A 15,163-nucleotide genomic window follows, 5' to 3' on the forward strand; every position below is an offset into this window, starting at 1 on the left:
GGATCAGCCACCCTGCGCCAGCCGGGCGCCGAGGTCGAAGAGCGGCTGGGCTATCAGCACACGCGCCAACAGCAGAACGATCACGACGACCGTCGGCGAAAAATCGATATTGCCGACCACCATCTTTCCACGTAGCGGCCGCATCACCGGCTGCACGATGGTGCCGGCAAGACGAATCACTGGCTGATGCGGATCGGCCGACAGCATCGTCGCCAGCGACCAGCCGAAAATCACCACGATGTAGAACAGCAGCACGAAGTCGAGTACGTCGGCGATCGAAAGCACCAGCAGCCCGGCTAGGTGCGGCATGAGGCCCGCTAAAGCAAACACCGCCAAGCGCTCGATCAGCATCGTCAACCACAGGACCAGCAACGCTGCAAAGTTGATACGCCGCCAGTTCGGTAACACACGTCGAATCGGTGCCAACACGGGATTGGTGTAGCGATAGACGAACTGGCTGAGCGGGTTGTGAAAGTCGGCGCGGCACGCTTCAGCCAGGAAACGCACCAGAAATAGCGTTGCGATGGCGCCAAAGACGACCTGTATAAGCAAGATCAGCGCACTGAGCAGATAAGTCATGGTCCCGATTATTCCTTGTCCAAAGCGGCAGCCAATTCCTGGCCGCGACGGGTGGCTGCTGCCACCGCATGGGCGACGATTTTGGGTAGTTGATCGGCGCTGAAACTTTCCAGGGCAGCTTGGGTGGTGCCGTTAGGTGAGGTTACGCGTTGCCGCAGCACGGCAGGCGATTCGTTGCTTTCCACCAGCATGCGTCCCGCACCCAGGCACGTTTGCGAAGCGAGTATGCGTGCGGCATCGCGTGGCATGCCTTGCGCCACTGCGGCGTCTTCCAACGCTTCCACTAGGGCAAAAAAGTAGGCGGGACCCGAGCCGGAGATCGCTGTCACGGTGTCCATCTGCGCTTCATCGGCAATCCAGCGCGTCAGCCCGACGGCATCCAGGATGTGCTGGGCCTGTTCGCGTTGCTGCGGTGTCACACGCAGGTTGGCGCAGAGACCAGTGGCGCCCGCGCCAATCAAAGCAGGCGTGTTGGGCATGCAGCGGACGATCGGTAGCACCCCGAACCACCGTTCAAGCTGATCAAGGCGTACCCCGGCGGCAATCGAAATCAGCAGCGGGCGATTGCGCTGTAGGGTGTCGCGCAGTTCGTTGTAGATGGCCGGCATCACCTGCGGTTTCACCGCCAGGACGATGACATCGGCATCGGCCACGGCAAGCCGGTTGTCGGTATAGGTGGCGACACGGAAGTCGCGCCCCAGCGCCTCGCGTGCCTGCGGCTGGGGTTCGGCCACGCTGAGGTTGCTGGTGGGCACACCTGTCTTGAGCAGGCCGCCAATCAAGCTGCGCGCCATGTTGCCGCCGCCGATGAATGCAATTCGTGTCATGTTGCCTTGATCCAGACGATGTTCTGAGCGCCATACATTACCGGAGCCAGCGCGAGACCGGCCAAAGCCATGGGTTAGGTGACCAAATCGGCAAACTTTGGCTTCACGTGCCTGATCTCGAAAGGAAAGACTGGCTACTCGCCCGTGGGCACGAGTAGTATCAAGCTGGCTGCAAGGGATCGGGGGAAGCGGCGGGGCAGGTATGCCCATGCCCGGTTGTCCACCCACGGTGAAACACCGTCGTCCTGTTTGTGGCGTCTATTTTCCATCATGACGATAGGGTTGAGGGGAACACCTGATGGACATCGCCGAACTGCTTGCCTTCTCGGTGAAGAATAAGGCATCCGACTTGCACTTGTCGGCCGGCCTGCCGCCGATGATCCGTGTGGATGGCGACGTACGTCGTATCAACATCCCCGCGCTGGAACACAAACAGGTCCACTCGCTGATCTACGACATCATGTCGGACAAGCAGCGACGCGACTATGAAGAATTCTACGAGTGCGACTTCTCGTTCGAGATTCCCGGGCTGGCGCGCTTCCGCGTCAACTCGTTCAACCAGAATCGCGGGGCCGGCGCGGTGTTCCGTACCATTCCGTCCGAAGTGCTTACGCTCGACGATCTGGGTTGCCCGAAAATCTTCCGCGAGCTGATCGAACAGCCGCAAGGTTTGATCCTGGTCACCGGCCCGACGGGTTCGGGCAAGTCGACCACGCTGGCGGCGATGGTCGATCACGTGAACAAGAACGAATACGGCCATATCCTCACCATCGAGGATCCGATCGAATTCGTGCATACCTCGCAGAAGTGCCTTATCAACCAGCGCGAAGTGCATCGTGACACGCACGGCTTCAACGAAGCGCTGCGTTCGGCACTTCGCGAAGACCCGGACTACATCCTCGTCGGCGAGTTGCGCGACCTGGAAACCATTCGCCTGGCGTTGACCGCCGCCGAAACGGGCCACTTGGTGTTCGGCACGCTGCATACCAGCTCGGCCGCGAAAACCATCGACCGTATCATCGACGTGTTCCCTGCCGGCGAAAAGCCGATGGTGCGCTCGATGCTTTCGGAATCGCTGCGCGCGGTGATTTCGCAGTCGCTGCTGAAGAAAGTCGGCGGCGGCCGTCTTGCGGCGCACGAGATCATGGTCGGTATTCCCGCTATTCGTAACCTGATCCGCGAAGACAAGGTGGCGCAGATGTATTCGTCCATCCAGACCGGTCAGCAATACGGCATGCAGACACTCGATCAGAACTTGCTCGATCTGGTCAAACGCGGGTTGGTCGCACGTCAGCAGGCGATCGGCTACGCGAAGAACAAGGAAGTGTTCAAGTAAGAAAGCCGGAGGCTAACGTCTCCGGCTCCCGTTAAGTGGGGAGATCGCCATGAGCGAATTTGACTTTACCTCGTTTCTTAAATTGATGGTCCACAAGAAAGCCTCGGACCTTTTCATTACGGCCGGTGTCGCGCCGTCGATGAAGGTGCAGGGCCGTATTGTGCCGATCACGCAGAGCCCGCTGTCCGCGCAGCAGTCGCGCGACATGGTGATCAACGTGATGACGCCATCGCAACGCGAAGAGTTCGAAAAGACGCACGAGTGCCAGTTCGCGATTTCGGCGCAAGGCGTCGGCCGCTTCCGCGTGTCGTGCTTCTACCAGCGCAACTGCGTCGGCATGGTGCTTCGTCGCATCGAATCGAAGATCCCGACCATCGAAGAACTGAGCCTGCCACCGGTCATCAAGCAACTGGCGATGACCAAGCGCGGCATCATCATCTTCGTGGGCGCGACCGGTACCGGTAAATCGACCTCGCTGGCAGCGATGGTGGGTTATCGCAACCAGAATTCGACCGGCCACATCATCACGATCGAAGACCCAATCGAATACGTGCACAAGCACGAGGGCTGCATCGTCACGCAGCGCGAGCTGGGTATCGATACCGACAGCTGGGAAAACGCGCTGAAGAACACGTTGCGTCAGGCGCCCGACGTGATCCTGATCGGCGAAGTGCGTACGCGCGAAACGATGGAGTACGCGATCAACTTCGCCGAAACCGGTCACCTTTGCCTCTGCACCTTGCATGCGAACAACGCGAACCAGGCGATCGACCGCATCCTGCACTTCTTCGCGGAAGACCGCCGCCAGCAGCTGTTCATGGATTTGTCGCTGAACCTGAAAGGCATCGTCGCGCAGCAGCTGATTCCGACACCCGACGGCAAGGCACGCCGCGTGGCGATGGAAGTGATGCTGGGCACGCCGCTGGTGCAGGACTACATCCGCCAGGGCGATATTCACAAGTTGAAGGAAGTGATGAAGGAGTCCACCAACCTGGGCATGATGACGTTCGACCAGAGCCTCGTCGCGTTGTATCAGGCCGGTGAAATCAGCTACGAAGATGCGCTTCGTCACGCTGACAGCTCCAACGAAGTGCGTCTGCGTATCAAGCTGTCGCAAGGTGGCGATGCGCACACACTTTCGCAGGGCCTGGATGGTGTCGAGCTGGAAGAGGATCGCAGCAGTTCGGGTGTCGGCGGCGGCTTCTTGCACCGCTGATTTTTCCCTGTTGTCACATTAAAAAAGGAGCCGCTCGGCTCCTTTTTCTTTGCGCTCATTTTTGCAACAGCTCGTAATTTTCCTCATCGTCATTCCGGCGCAGGCCGGAATCCAGTGTCCGAGTGCTGCGGTCATGCGCTACCGTATGCGCATTGTCGCCACTGGATTCCGGCCTGCGCCGGAATGACGATGAGGGCGATGTACTCAAGACGAGCTTTGGGGCGGCGCGCTTTAGACAAGCTGCAAGACGCCGCGCTCTAAGCGTCTTATTTAAGCTCCGTGTGCGTCATGATCACCAGCCCCTGATCTTCCATCCGCACATCTGCCGAGATGGCCTGAATGCGCGCAGCTTCCGATTTCATGGCGGCAAACTGGGCTTTGGTGTTGGCGGCTGCGGTTGCGGCGGCTTTCTGGCTGTCCTGATCGTCGCCATTGCTCGGGCCCATGGCAGCAGCCATCGTCGCGGCGTTTTCGGCCTTCTGCGCCATCAGGTCGATCCAGTTGCTGTACATGTCGCCATCGAGATGCATGCGCATCAGTTCACCGGCGTCACCAACGGGCTGCTTGAGCATGTCGGCGAGTTTGCTGTCTTCACCGGCACCGACCGCAATGCTCACCGACTTGGGTGTCATGGCGGCCCAACCCTGTTCGCCGAGCGCGTTGACGAGCTGCGCGGGCAACGTTGTGGGCGTGCCATCGCTGGTGAGCTTGATGCCAGCCAGCAACGGACTGGTGACCTGCGCCATGGCCAGCAGGCCTGCCGCGTTGTTCGTGCCGATCACGAGGCGGCCGGAGAACTTCGGCATACCGCCGCCCGGGTTGGACGTGTAGCTGTCCAGCGCAACGTGAAGGCCGAGCAGATCGCCGATCGGCGGCACGGCCGCTTTCTGCATGCTGTCGCCGAGGCTACCGAACGTGTCGTTGAGGTTATCGAGCACCGGGCAGGTGAACGGCTTGGCCGCCACGGCATCGGCCTGCGCGCTCCAGAATGCCCGCAATTGGGTCACGGGCAGCGCAAGGGCGACTTCGAACGGGGCTGTCGGATTGCTGCCAAGACCCGGCAACTCCACCTTCAATCCACTGAACGCGCTGGCGATGTCATTGGCCAGCGACACATCGAAACGCATGTCACGATGCTTGTCGTCGAGCGTGGTGTAACCCAGGCTCATTTGCGGAATGCGCGTGGCGATGCGGGTGGCATCGGCTTGGCAGCTGGGCGGAACCTGCATCAGGTTGGCTACCGGTTCGCCGGTCTTGGCTGATTCCGCTTCCGCGCGTGCTTTCAGGAACGCTTGCGACAACGGATCCTGGCCACCGGTGACGAGCGGCAGCAAGCGGGTCATGTCGACCAGACCCACGGCCCACGGGGCGTAGCCCTTGCTCTTGGCCAGATCCTTCAGGCGATCGGTGTCCTGCACGCTCTTGGCGGGGCGATCCAGGCCGAGTGTCTGGCGCAGCAGCGGTTGATCGGCATCCACCGGCAGCATCGCCAGCACCGCTTGCTTGCCGACGACCGCAATGATGAATTGCAGATGCGATGCGTTGGCCATGTAACGCTGATAGCTCTGCTGCCCGATGGTGGCGACGTCGAATTTCTTGCCGTAATCGTTCTGCAGTTTGGCGACGAAGCTCTGGAATGCCGCGGGATCGGCCAACTCGATGCGCAGCACCGGCGATAGACCCAACCCATAGAGCGCAGCGTGCCCCTTCGGATCGATGCCTGCTTCTTGCGTGATCTGTTCGGCGGTCTTGCCATCGAATTCGCCGGCGACGGTGCGCAGATATTTCGCCGTATCCGCATCGTTTGCGGCGATCTGGTCCGCCTCGGCCTTCATTTGCGCGACCTGTGCCGGCATTTCGGCATCGATCTGCGTGAAGATAGCCTGGCGCGTGCTGTCATCCAGCACATCGAGATTGGCAAGCACATAGGGAGTATCCACCGGCACGAAGGCCAGTGGGGCATCCTTGTCCTTGTGCGAGCAGGCGGCCAGCAGCAAGCCAGTCAACGCCAGCGCCAGCACGCGCTTGGTCATACGCATAAAAGTCTTCCCCGGGTGTCTCGTAACCGCGACATTATGCCCGCTTTGTTGCAGTGCCGCTTACGGCGATTACCGGCCGAGCATCTCGCCAAGCACGGCCATGCGTACAAATACGCCGTTGGCAACCTGTTCGAGGATTCGTGATTGCGCCCCATCGGCAACCGCCGGGGCGATTTCGATGCCGCGGTTGATCGGGCCCGGGTGCATGACCAGGCAGCCCTTTGCCGCCATGGCCAGGCGGCGGCTATCCAGGCCGTATTGCCGGAAATAGGCAGCTTCGTCAGGCAGTTCGGTGCTCGCCATGCGCTCTTTCTGGAGGCGCAGCATGATCGCGGCATCGGCGCCTTCAATCGCCTTGTCGAAATCGTTGTAGATCTTGCAGCTCGGAAATTCGTTGACGTCGGGCATCAGCGAAGCAGGGCCGCAAAGACGAATTTCACCCGCGCCGAGCTTGGTCAGTGCATGGACATCCGATCGCGCAACGCGCGAATGCTGCACGTCGCCGCAGATCACCACAGTGAGCCGGCTGAAATCGGGGCGGTGCTGGCGGATTGTCAGCACGTCGAGCAGGCCCTGCGTGGGATGCGCGCGATTGCCATCGCCGGCGTTGATCACCGACACGCCGCTCATTGCATGGCGTACCAGTTCATCCGGCGTGCCCGACACTTTGTGGCGAACCACGATGGCGTCCAGATGCATGGCTTCCAGGGTGTGCAAGGTGTCGAACAACTCTTCACCCTTGCTGGTGGACGAAAAGCCGATGTCGAAGTTGATCACGTCCGCGCCCAGGCGACGCGCAGCCAATTCGAAGGACGTGCGCGTGCGCGTCGACGGTTCGAAGAACAGATTGAGGATCGTGCGCCCGGCCAGCAGATCCAGCTTGCGTGTGCCATGCGCGCTGGCATCGCGCATCGTGATGGCGCGGTCCAGCAATCGCTCGATGCATTCGCGCGACAGGTTTTCCAGCGTGGTGAGGTGGCGAATGCGTGGGATCATGGCGGGCTTCTTTGTCTTTTTATTGGATCGGTGAAAGAGAATTCACGATGTGCTGGTGCCTTCATGCAGCCAGCGTTCGAGGATCACGGCAGCGGCTTCGGCATCCAGCTGCGCCGCATCGCCGCGGCGCTTTAGTCCGGCAGCGCGTGCATCGGCAAAACGTTCTGCCGCTTCGCGTGAACTATGACGTTCGTCAACCAGCATCACCGGCACGCGGTAGCGTTGCTGCAGGCGTTCGGCAAAGCGTCGCGCACGTTTGCTGGCGGCTTGTTCGTCGCCGTCGAGCGTAAGCGGCAAGCCCACCACCAGCGTGTCCGGCAACCATTCGCTGCGCAAGGCGTCGAGCGCGGCCCAATCGGGATCATCGTTGCGCATCGCGATCGTCGTGATGGCCCGTGCGCTGGCGGTCACCTTGTTGCCGACTGCGACACCGATAAGCTTGCTGCCGACGTCGAAGCCCAGCGCGCAACTCATGCGTGGCCCGCGTAGCCAGGCAGTTGCAGCGGATCGACACCTACCAGGCCGGCCGCCGCGCTCCAGCGTTCTTCCAGCGGCGTGTGGAACATCACGCGCTCGTTGGCTTCCACCGTGAGCCAGGTGTTGTCGATCAGTTCCTGCTCGAGCTGGCCGGCGCTCCAGCCCGCATAACCCAGCGCCATCAGCGCTAGACGCGGGCCCTCGCCAGCGGCCATCGCCACCAGGATGTCGCGCGAGGTGGTCACCGACCAATCGGTATTGATGCGGTAGCTCGATTCCCAGTGGCCGTGCTCGCGGTGGAGCACAAAGCCGCGCTCCTGCTGAACCGGGCCGCCGATCAGCACCGGCGCATCGGCCAGCTCCGGATCGGCACAACCGAGCTTCATCTGCGCCAGCACGTCGCCAAAGCGGTATTCCGAGAGCTGATTCACCAGCAGGCCGACGGCGCCGTCTTCATCGTGCTGGCAGACGAAGGCCACTCCGCGTGAAAACGGCGGTTCCGCCAGGCTGGGCATGGCGATCAGGAACTGTCCGGCGAGGGATTGGGGGGTCTTGTCGCGCATGGGGCTATTGTAAGCGCTGGGGCTTGGTCGCGTCTTCCGCATTTGTGATGAAACGCTGACGCTGAATACGCGCTAGCCCAGGTTACCGCGGTGTCATCGCGCTGTGAGGGTGGCCGTTATGCTTGACGCGGTGCGCTCCGCCGTCTGATCGGGACCGATTTATGAAACGTTTTGCGTGGCTGGCGATGCTCTTTTCGCTCCTGGCTGCTTCGACTGTCGCCAGTGCTAAGCACGATCACGCCGATGGCGGGAACGGTCTGGCGGATACGACGGTGATGATCATTCGTCACGCTGAAAAGCCGGAAAGTGGTTCGGGCCTGACGCCAGCCGGCGAGGCGAGAGCACAGGCTTACGTCAACTACTTCGAACATTTCGCCGTCGATGGCCAAACGATGACGCCGAACTCGCTTTATGCGTCGGCCGATTCGAAGTCGAGCATGCGGCCGCGCTTGACGATCGAACCGCTCAGTCGGGCGCTGGGGTTGCCGATCGATAGTCAGTTTGCGGACAAGCAGACCAAGGAGATTGCCGATGCTTTACGCGCGACGGTGCATGACAAGCGCGTTCTTATCGCCTGGCATCACGGCGAGATACCGAAGCTCATTCGCGATCTTGGCGCGGATTCGGCTTCGTTGATTCCTGGCGATAAGTGGCCGTCGGATGTGTTCGGGTGGGTGGTGGTGTTGCGGTATGACCATCATGGTCAGCTGGTGAATGCGCAGGTTATTCATGAGCATTTGATGCCGGATGACAATTGATTTTCGCGTTGCTGTGTGACGCGTGTCATTGACCAGCTTGCGATAACGTTTATCGCGTCATCTCGCCTCACCGTCACGCCAACCCCTCACCGTCATTCCGGCGCAGGCCGGAGGCGTTTTACAACAGCGAAGCTGGTCATCCAGTGTCGTTATCGTTTAGCTGTGCGTTGTCGCGAGTTTGCCGCCTACGCAGCGGGCGTTTCGACTGCCTGCCGGCAGCCGAGTCACTTTTCTTTGTTGGCCCAAAGAAAAGTAACCCAAAGAAATGGCCTTAAAAGCTTTTTTTGTTGACGTAAATATAAGCATGGCAGCTCATCTCCAGCCAAATATCTCGCGTGCCTGCCTCCACGGAGCCGCTAAACCGCGACTACTAAGCGGTGAGGACTTAAAGCGAGTCGTCCGCATAACCGTATGCTCTGAGCCCTCAGGACCACAGCGCGTTGCGGTGTAGCGGTGCGGCGTATTTGGAACGTAACGCCTCATATGTGCCCAAGCCTTCCGGGTTTCTATCCAGCTATTGCCGCAAGCCTTTCAGGCCATTTCTTTGGGTTACTTTTCTTTGGGCCAACAAAGAAAAGTGACTCGGGCCTCGGCAGAGGCACGAAACGCCCGCCGCGCAGGCGAACAGCCTGGCGATAGCGCACAACTAAGCGATAACGACGATGCGATAAAAGCTCACCGCGTCTTCAACACATCCCCAGGCTGAAATTGCCAAGTCCGAGTGATGTAAAGAATATCCACCCTGTTCTTATCCGGCGGCAACGCCGGAAAGGGTGCACACAACCGCACGATCGCTTCGGCAGCCTTATCGATCACCGCATACCCCGAACTCTGCGTCACATCGATGCTGTTCACCGAGCCATCGCGATTGAGTCCTACCGTAAGAATCACATCGCCATGTATATGCTGTTCGCGCGCCTGCTCGGGGTAATTCAAATTACCGACGCGTTCGATGCGATTGACCCAGCCGTGCATGTACGCGGCATACGCATATTCTTTGGTGCTTGCTGAAATGAATTTCTTGTGCGGTCGTTTCGCGTAAGCCTGACTTTCCTTGCTCACTTCGGCAGAAAGTTGCGCTTCTTGTTGCTCGATGCGTGCTTCGTCAGCGTCGGAGGCATCCGGCGTATCGCGTTCGTTCTTCGCCGAATCACTGTTGACGCTGAAGCTCGAGGTGCCCGACGTCGTCAGCATGCGTTGATCGGTAGCTTGTTGTGGAGCGGGCGTAGCGGCTTCGACGGCCTGTGTTGCCGTGCCATTTGTTGGAATAGGCAGAAGGCCGGAGTAGGGCTGCGACGGCTTGCTTGATTTGTCGCTGTCGCCGCCGCCTTTGTTATTGGCTTGAGCGAGAAAATCCGCCTTGTCAGGTGCGTCGTTGTTGGCAACGTTGACCAGTGTCACATCCAGCGTGGGCAATGCCGGGCGCGTGGCGACGTAACCAATGCCGATGCCAAAGAGCAGCAGCCCGTGGACCAGCAGCGAAAAAATGAAGGTGGCCCCGATTTTGTTGTCGCCGGGGCGGTTGGCAACGGCATTCAAGCAGTTTTCTCAATCGCGTCGAACAGCAATCCCGCAATATTAATCCCGAACTGATGGTCGAGTTCGCGCACACACGTCGGCGATGTGACGTTGATCTCGGTCAAGTAGTCGCCGATGACGTCCAGGCCCACAAAACGCAGGCCACGCTTGCGCAGATCGGGCGCGACCTGCGCGGCGATCCAGCGATCGCGCTCGCTCAACGGTACGCCTTCGCCACGACCGCCTGCGGCGAGGTTGCCGCGGAATTCATCGCCTTGCGGGATGCGCGCGAGTGCGTAAGGCACCGGTTCGCCATCGATCAGCAGGATGCGTTTATCGCCCGCGCTGATCTGCGGAATGAATTTCTGCGCCATGGCGAAATGGCGGCCTTGTCCGTGGGAGTCGCCGGCGATCAGCGTTTCCAGCATGGAATTGAGGTTCTTGTCGCCGGCTTTGACGCGGAAGATGCCGCGCCCGCCCATGCCATCCAGCGGCTTGAGCACGACATCGCCGTGTTCGGCCACAAAGCGGCGCATGTCGGCCGGATCGCGGGAGACCAGCGTAGGCGCCATGCATTGCGGAAAGTGGGTTGTGTAGAGCTTCTCGTTGCAGTCGCGCAACGCCTGCGGGTCGTTGATGACCTGCACGCCGCCGCGCTGGGCCGCGTCCATCACCATGGTGTCGTAGATGAACTGCGAATCCACCGGCGGGTCTTTGCGCATCAGGATGGTGTTCATCTCGCGCAGATCGGTCCAGCGGGCGTCGCCGAGGGTGAACCAGCCGGCCGGGTCGTCTTTCACCGTCAGGGGCCGCAATCGCGCCCACGGGGCGCCGTCGCGCAGGGCCAGGTCGCCTTGTTCCATGTAGTAGAGGCTATGCCCGCGGCGGGACGCCTCCAGCAGCATGGCGAAGGTGGTGTCCTTGACGATCTTGATGGCGCTGATGGGGTCCATCAGCACGGCGACCGAACGGGGCATCGTGGTCTGTCTCCGGGTGGCCGGCTGTACCGGCGGGTGGGGTCACGCATGTTCGCCGAGGATGTCCATGCCCGGCAAGGCGTCTCATGACCGGGACATATGACAGAGGCATGACCCGTTACGCAGTCCCTTCTTCACATTTGAGCGAAACTAGAGGCGTAGGCGCTAAGAGTTGCTGGCATAAGCGATTTTTCCTTGACGGAAGACCGTGTCAGGCAGTAAACAGCAATGACGGAGTGCCCTGACGAAGATCAGGCGCCCAAAGAAGTTGCTGTGCAGGATTTTTCATCAACGTCCGGGGGGCTTAACCGCACACCGGGTGTCGTACCTGAGCCTGGGGCAGGCCGCAGGGGGGTTAAGTGAACTTGAATGTAGGTACGAACGGCTTGGCCGGTCTGAAGGTCATGGTTATCGATGACTCCAAGACCATCCGCCGCACGGCGGAAACCTTGCTGAAGAAAGAAGGCTGTGACGTGCTAACTGCCGTCGACGGCTTCGAGGCGCTGGCCAAGATTTCCGATCAGAAACCGTCGATCATCTTCGTGGACATCATGATGCCGCGACTCGACGGTTATCAGACGTGCGCGCTCATCAAGAACAATCCGCAATTCCGTTCAACGCCAGTGATCATGTTGAGCTCGAAGGATGGTCTGTTCGATAAAGCGCGCGGTCGTATCGTCGGCGCCGAACAATATCTCACCAAGCCATTCACACGCGATGAATTGCTTGGAGCCATTCATCGACATGTCAGCACGGTTTAAAACCAGTGACTGCAGCATCTAAAGGGGGCGCTGTGGCCAAGATTCTCATCATCGACGATTCGCCGACCGACGTGCGCGTGTTCACCACGCTGCTCGAGCGTGCCGGTCATCACGTCGATGCCGTAAACAATGCGGAAGACGGGATCGAGCGCGTACGCGTCACGCAGCCGGATCTCGTGATCATGGACGTCATCATGCCGGGCATGAACGGTTTTCAGGCAACGCGCACGTTGACGCGCGATCCTGAAACGGCCGGCGTTCCGATCGTCATCATCACGACCAAGTCGATGGAAACCGATCGTGTGTGGGGCATGCGTCAGGGTGCGAAGGCCTTCATCACCAAACCGGTGAATGAGAAGGAACTTCTCGCGTGTATCGACGAGCTGCTGCCGAACGCGGCGTGAGGTGAGCATGAACGCGACGGTCGCCCAAACGCCTTTCGAAATTCTCGCCCGCTACGAGCGGCTTTCGCTGGCGCACGCATCCGGCGGTGGCCAGGAGCGGATGGAAGCGCCCGGCTTGTGGCGCGGTATCGGTTATCGCGCTGGCAATCGTCTGTTCGTGAGCGGTATCGAAGAGATCAACGAGTTGCTCGCCGTACCGGCGCTCACACCCGTACCCGGCACCAAGCCGTGGCTGCTGGGTGTCGCCAACGTGCGCGGCAATTTGATGCCGGTGATCGATATGGCGCGCTTTCTTTTCAGCGAGCGTACGCAGCATTCCGAACGCACGCGTTTATTGGTGGTGCGCCAGGGCAGCGGCAACGTCGCGTTGCTGGTGGACGAAGTTTATGGACAGCGCACGGTGGATACCGAGCAGCGCCGGGATGCGGAACGCGAAGACGATCCGCGGCTGGCGCGCTTTGTTGACGATCGTGTGGAAGTGGATGGACAGCGTCTTGCGCTGTTCAGTATGGGCAAATTGGTGCGTGCACCCGATTTTCGTCAGGCCGCGGCCTGACGAGTGCGGAGGGACCGATGCTGGGCGAGGTCGGGGCGGATCGAGTGCAGAAATTAATGACTGGCAGTTATTGCGGCTGGTATGCAGTAGACGGATGAGGTGAAGATCATGAGCACTACAGGGGGCATCGGCAGAGAGCGGGGTTACACAATCCTGATCGTGCTGCTGGTAGTTTCGATCGGCTTCGCGGCCATCGACTTCGTTCTACTCAACCTCAAGAACGGCGAGGATCGCCAGGCGATTGCGTTGACCACGCAGATCCAGGTGTTGTCGCAGCAGACGGCCAAGTACGCGTTGGAAGCATCCGGTGGTAACCCGGACTCCTTCGCCGAGCTTGAGAACGCGCGCGATACCATCGATTCGGCGGTCCAGCGTCTGGTCAGCGGCGACACCAAGACCGGCATGAAGCCGTATGCGGACAAGAACACGACCACGACCGGTCGCTCTGTCACCAAGCTGGCCGACGCGTGGAAATCGCTCGACAGCGATATCGGCAAGATTCTTTCCAATAAGCAGGTCGTGCTGGATTCCTCGCAGCGCGCCGACAATCTTTCCAAACAGTTGCCGCTGCTCAACTCGAACATGGAGCAGGTGGTTAACATTCTGCAGCAGCGCAAGGGCACCAGCGCTGACGAGATGCTCGGCACCTCGCGCCAGATGTTGACGGCCGACCGCATCATCCGCCGCGTGCAGGAAGTGCTGCAGGGTGGTGAATCCGAACAGGCATCGGCCGATGGTCTCTCCCGCGACGCGCAGAACTACGCCGCCGTGCTGCAAGGCTTGTTGCAGGGTAACCAGGGCATGGGCGTGGCGCAGCTGGGCGACGCCAACGCACGCAAGATTCTTTCGGAAATGCAGGATACGTGGAACACGCTAAGCGACCCGATCGCCAAGCTTGCCGCCGCGGCCAGCAACATCGCCGAAGTGAAGAGCGCCGGCAACCAGGCCTCGCTGGATTCGTCCAATGTGCTGTTGCGCGCGAACGACGTCGCCGATCAGATCGGCCAGCTGCCGTTGCGCCGCTTGTTCCCGAACGTGGGTTGGGGCGTGGTCGGTGCGATCGGTGCCGTAGCCTTCGCCATGTTGCTGGTTATCCAGCTCGTCGGCGACCAGCGCCGCCGCTTCCGCGAAAGTACCGAACTCAACCAGCGTAACCAGGAGGCCATCATGCGCCTGCTGGACGAAATGGGTTCGCTCGCCGAAGGCGACCTGACGGTGAAGACCACCGTCTCCGAAGACATCACAGGCGCGATCGCGGACTCGGTGAACTACGCTATCGACGAATTGCGCACCCTGGTGACGACGATCAACGAAACGTCCGAGCAGGTGTCTTCGTCCGCACAGGAGACGCAGACCACTGCACGCCACCTGGCTGATGCTGCGCAGAACCAGGCGCATCGCATCAGCACGGCGACCACCGCCATCAACCAGATTGCGAGTTCGATGGACAACGTGTCCAAGAACTCCGCCGAATCGGCCGACGTGGCCGAGCGCTCGGTGCAAATCGCCTCGCACGGCGCCGAAGTGGTGCGCGAAACGATCTCCGGCATGGACTCGATTCGCGATCAGATCCAGGAAACATCCAAGCGTATTAAGCGCCTGGGTGAGTCCTCGCAGGAAATCGGCTCGATCGTGGAACTGATTAACGACATTGCCGAGCAGACGAACATCCTCGCTTTGAACGCTGCCATTCAGGCCGCATCGGCCGGTGAAGCCGGCCGCGGTTTCGCGGTGGTGGCGGACGAAGTGCAGCGACTGGCGGAACGTTCCGCCAGCGCGACGAAGCGAATTGAAACGCTGGTGCAGACGATTCAGTCCGATACCAACGAAGCCGTGAACTCGATGGAACAAACCACCGCCGAAGTGGTGGCTGGTGCGCGCAAAGCAGAAGATGCCGGTAGCGCACTGGGCGACATCGAGCGTGTGTCACATGACCTGTCGGCACTGATTCAGAACATTTCCACCGCCGCGCGTCAGCAATCCATCGCCGCTACGGATATTTCGCAGTCGATGAACGCGATTCAGGAAATCACGTCGCAAACGTCCCAAGGCGCAAGCCAGACGGCGGAATCGATTGGTTACCTGGCGCAATTGGCAAGTGATCTGCGCCGTTCGGTGGCGCACTTTAAGTTGCCGGGTTGACGGGTTGGAACTGG

At 60.3% G+C, this 15,163-nt stretch carries 15 protein-coding genes; 7 read left to right on the forward strand and 8 right to left on the reverse strand.

Annotated features, from left to right (window positions below):
• Positions 1 to 3: 3 nt before the first annotated feature.
• Together EKH79_RS16105 and proC are read right to left on the reverse strand one after the other, a co-directional pair.
• Positions 4 to 579, reverse strand: coding sequence for a YggT family protein (locus EKH79_RS16105; RefSeq protein WP_126674839.1), 576 nt, complete (start codon positions 577 to 579; stop codon positions 4 to 6).
• An 8-nt stretch (positions 580 to 587) separates the two neighbouring features.
• Positions 588 to 1,406, reverse strand: a complete 819-nt coding sequence (gene proC / locus EKH79_RS16110; RefSeq protein WP_126674840.1) for a pyrroline-5-carboxylate reductase — start codon at positions 1,404 to 1,406, stop codon at positions 588 to 590.
• Between the two features lie 298 nt (positions 1,407 to 1,704).
• Between proC and EKH79_RS16115 the strand changes: the two genes are divergently transcribed.
• Together EKH79_RS16115 and EKH79_RS16120 are read left to right on the forward strand one after the other, a co-directional pair.
• Entirely contained in the window at positions 1,705 to 2,742 is a 1,038-nt protein-coding gene (locus tag EKH79_RS16115) for a type IV pilus twitching motility protein PilT (protein WP_126674841.1), read from the forward strand.
• 49 nt (positions 2,743 to 2,791) lie between these two features.
• Complete coding sequence (locus EKH79_RS16120) at positions 2,792 to 3,958, forward strand: PilT/PilU family type 4a pilus ATPase (RefSeq protein WP_126674842.1); 1,167 nt, start codon at positions 2,792 to 2,794, stop codon at positions 3,956 to 3,958.
• A gap of 266 nt (positions 3,959 to 4,224) precedes the next feature.
• Here EKH79_RS16120 and EKH79_RS16125 read toward each other — a convergent pair whose 3' ends face one another.
• The 4 genes from EKH79_RS16125 to EKH79_RS16140 all read right to left on the reverse strand — a co-directional run bounded on the left by EKH79_RS16125 (position 4,225) and on the right by EKH79_RS16140 (position 8,033).
• Positions 4,225 to 5,997, reverse strand: coding sequence for a hypothetical protein (locus tag EKH79_RS16125; protein WP_126674843.1), 1,773 nt, complete (start codon positions 5,995 to 5,997; stop codon positions 4,225 to 4,227).
• A 69-nt stretch (positions 5,998 to 6,066) separates the two neighbouring features.
• Positions 6,067 to 6,993 carry an aspartate carbamoyltransferase catalytic subunit gene (locus EKH79_RS16130; RefSeq protein WP_126674844.1) on the reverse strand — a complete coding sequence of 309 codons (927 nt, stop codon included), beginning with the start codon at positions 6,991 to 6,993 and terminating at the stop codon, positions 6,067 to 6,069.
• 42 nt (positions 6,994 to 7,035) lie between these two features.
• The gene (gene ruvX / locus EKH79_RS16135) at positions 7,036 to 7,467 is read right to left on the reverse strand and encodes a Holliday junction resolvase RuvX (RefSeq protein ID WP_126674845.1); all 432 of its coding nucleotides are present in this window, start codon (positions 7,465 to 7,467) and stop codon (positions 7,036 to 7,038) included.
• The gene (locus tag EKH79_RS16140) at positions 7,464 to 8,033 is read right to left on the reverse strand and encodes a YqgE/AlgH family protein (protein ID WP_126674846.1); all 570 of its coding nucleotides are present in this window, start codon (positions 8,031 to 8,033) and stop codon (positions 7,464 to 7,466) included. The genes ruvX and EKH79_RS16140 overlap by 4 nt, the downstream gene beginning before the upstream one ends.
• A gap of 161 nt (positions 8,034 to 8,194) precedes the next feature.
• Between EKH79_RS16140 and EKH79_RS16145 the strand changes: the two genes are divergently transcribed.
• Complete coding sequence (locus EKH79_RS16145) at positions 8,195 to 8,791, forward strand: flagellar basal body-associated protein FliL (protein WP_199754355.1); 597 nt, start codon at positions 8,195 to 8,197, stop codon at positions 8,789 to 8,791.
• A 675-nt stretch (positions 8,792 to 9,466) separates the two neighbouring features.
• Here EKH79_RS16145 and EKH79_RS16150 read toward each other — a convergent pair.
• Both EKH79_RS16150 and gshB read right to left on the reverse strand, forming a co-directional pair.
• Positions 9,467 to 10,330 (reverse strand): cell envelope integrity TolA family protein, encoded by an 864-nt coding sequence (locus tag EKH79_RS16150; protein ID WP_126674847.1) that lies wholly within the window; start codon positions 10,328 to 10,330, stop codon positions 9,467 to 9,469.
• A complete protein-coding gene (gene gshB, locus EKH79_RS16155) occupies positions 10,327 to 11,286 on the reverse strand; it encodes a glutathione synthase (protein ID WP_126674848.1) in 960 nt (319 codons plus the stop codon). Before gshB ends, EKH79_RS16150 begins: the two co-directional genes overlap by 4 nt.
• A 404-nt stretch (positions 11,287 to 11,690) precedes the next feature.
• On the opposite strand from gshB, the gene pilG reads away from it, so the two are divergent.
• From pilG to EKH79_RS16175, 4 genes are all read left to right on the forward strand, one after another.
• Positions 11,691 to 12,047, forward strand: coding sequence for a twitching motility response regulator PilG (gene pilG, locus EKH79_RS16160; protein ID WP_199754369.1), 357 nt, complete (start codon positions 11,691 to 11,693; stop codon positions 12,045 to 12,047).
• Between the two features lie 32 nt (positions 12,048 to 12,079).
• Positions 12,080 to 12,451 carry a response regulator gene (locus tag EKH79_RS16165; protein ID WP_126674850.1) on the forward strand — a complete coding sequence of 124 codons (372 nt, stop codon included), beginning with the start codon at positions 12,080 to 12,082 and terminating at the stop codon, positions 12,449 to 12,451.
• Between the two features lie 7 nt (positions 12,452 to 12,458).
• Complete coding sequence (locus EKH79_RS16170; protein ID WP_126674851.1) at positions 12,459 to 13,007, forward strand: chemotaxis protein CheW; 549 nt, start codon at positions 12,459 to 12,461, stop codon at positions 13,005 to 13,007.
• Positions 13,008 to 13,115: 108 nt separating this feature from the next.
• Positions 13,116 to 15,149 carry a methyl-accepting chemotaxis protein gene (locus EKH79_RS16175; protein ID WP_126674852.1) on the forward strand — a complete coding sequence of 678 codons (2,034 nt, stop codon included), beginning with the start codon at positions 13,116 to 13,118 and terminating at the stop codon, positions 15,147 to 15,149.
• Positions 15,150 to 15,163 lie beyond the last annotated feature (14 nt).

The organism is Dyella dinghuensis, assembly GCF_003977615.1.
Taxonomy (GTDB): Bacteria; Pseudomonadota; Gammaproteobacteria; order Xanthomonadales; family Rhodanobacteraceae; genus Dyella_B; species Dyella_B dinghuensis.

What these genes read in the sequence shown, in the direction of transcription:
- EKH79_RS16105 (WP_126674839.1), bottom strand. Translation starts at nt 579, where the DNA reads ATGACTTATCTGCTCAGTGCGCTGATCTTGCTTATACAGGTCGTCTTT.
- proC (WP_126674840.1), bottom strand. Translation starts at nt 1,406, where the DNA reads ATGACACGAATTGCATTCATCGGCGGCGGCAACATGGCGCGCAGCTTG.
- EKH79_RS16115 (WP_126674841.1), top strand. Translation starts at nt 1,705, where the DNA reads ATGGACATCGCCGAACTGCTTGCCTTCTCGGTGAAGAATAAGGCATCC.
- EKH79_RS16120 (WP_126674842.1), top strand. Translation starts at nt 2,792, where the DNA reads ATGAGCGAATTTGACTTTACCTCGTTTCTTAAATTGATGGTCCACAAG.
- EKH79_RS16125 (WP_126674843.1), bottom strand. Translation starts at nt 5,997, where the DNA reads ATGCGTATGACCAAGCGCGTGCTGGCGCTGGCGTTGACTGGCTTGCTG.
- EKH79_RS16130 (WP_126674844.1), bottom strand. Translation starts at nt 6,993, where the DNA reads ATGATCCCACGCATTCGCCACCTCACCACGCTGGAAAACCTGTCGCGC.
- ruvX (WP_126674845.1), bottom strand. Translation starts at nt 7,467, where the DNA reads ATGAGTTGCGCGCTGGGCTTCGACGTCGGCAGCAAGCTTATCGGTGTC.
- EKH79_RS16140 (WP_126674846.1), bottom strand. Translation starts at nt 8,033, where the DNA reads ATGCGCGACAAGACCCCCCAATCCCTCGCCGGACAGTTCCTGATCGCC.
- EKH79_RS16145 (WP_199754355.1), top strand. Translation starts at nt 8,195, where the DNA reads ATGAAACGTTTTGCGTGGCTGGCGATGCTCTTTTCGCTCCTGGCTGCT.
- gshB (WP_126674848.1), bottom strand. Translation starts at nt 11,286, where the DNA reads ATGCCCCGTTCGGTCGCCGTGCTGATGGACCCCATCAGCGCCATCAAG.
- pilG (WP_199754369.1), top strand. Translation starts at nt 11,691, where the DNA reads ATGGTTATCGATGACTCCAAGACCATCCGCCGCACGGCGGAAACCTTG.
- EKH79_RS16170 (WP_126674851.1), top strand. Translation starts at nt 12,459, where the DNA reads ATGAACGCGACGGTCGCCCAAACGCCTTTCGAAATTCTCGCCCGCTAC.
- EKH79_RS16175 (WP_126674852.1), top strand. Translation starts at nt 13,116, where the DNA reads ATGAGCACTACAGGGGGCATCGGCAGAGAGCGGGGTTACACAATCCTG.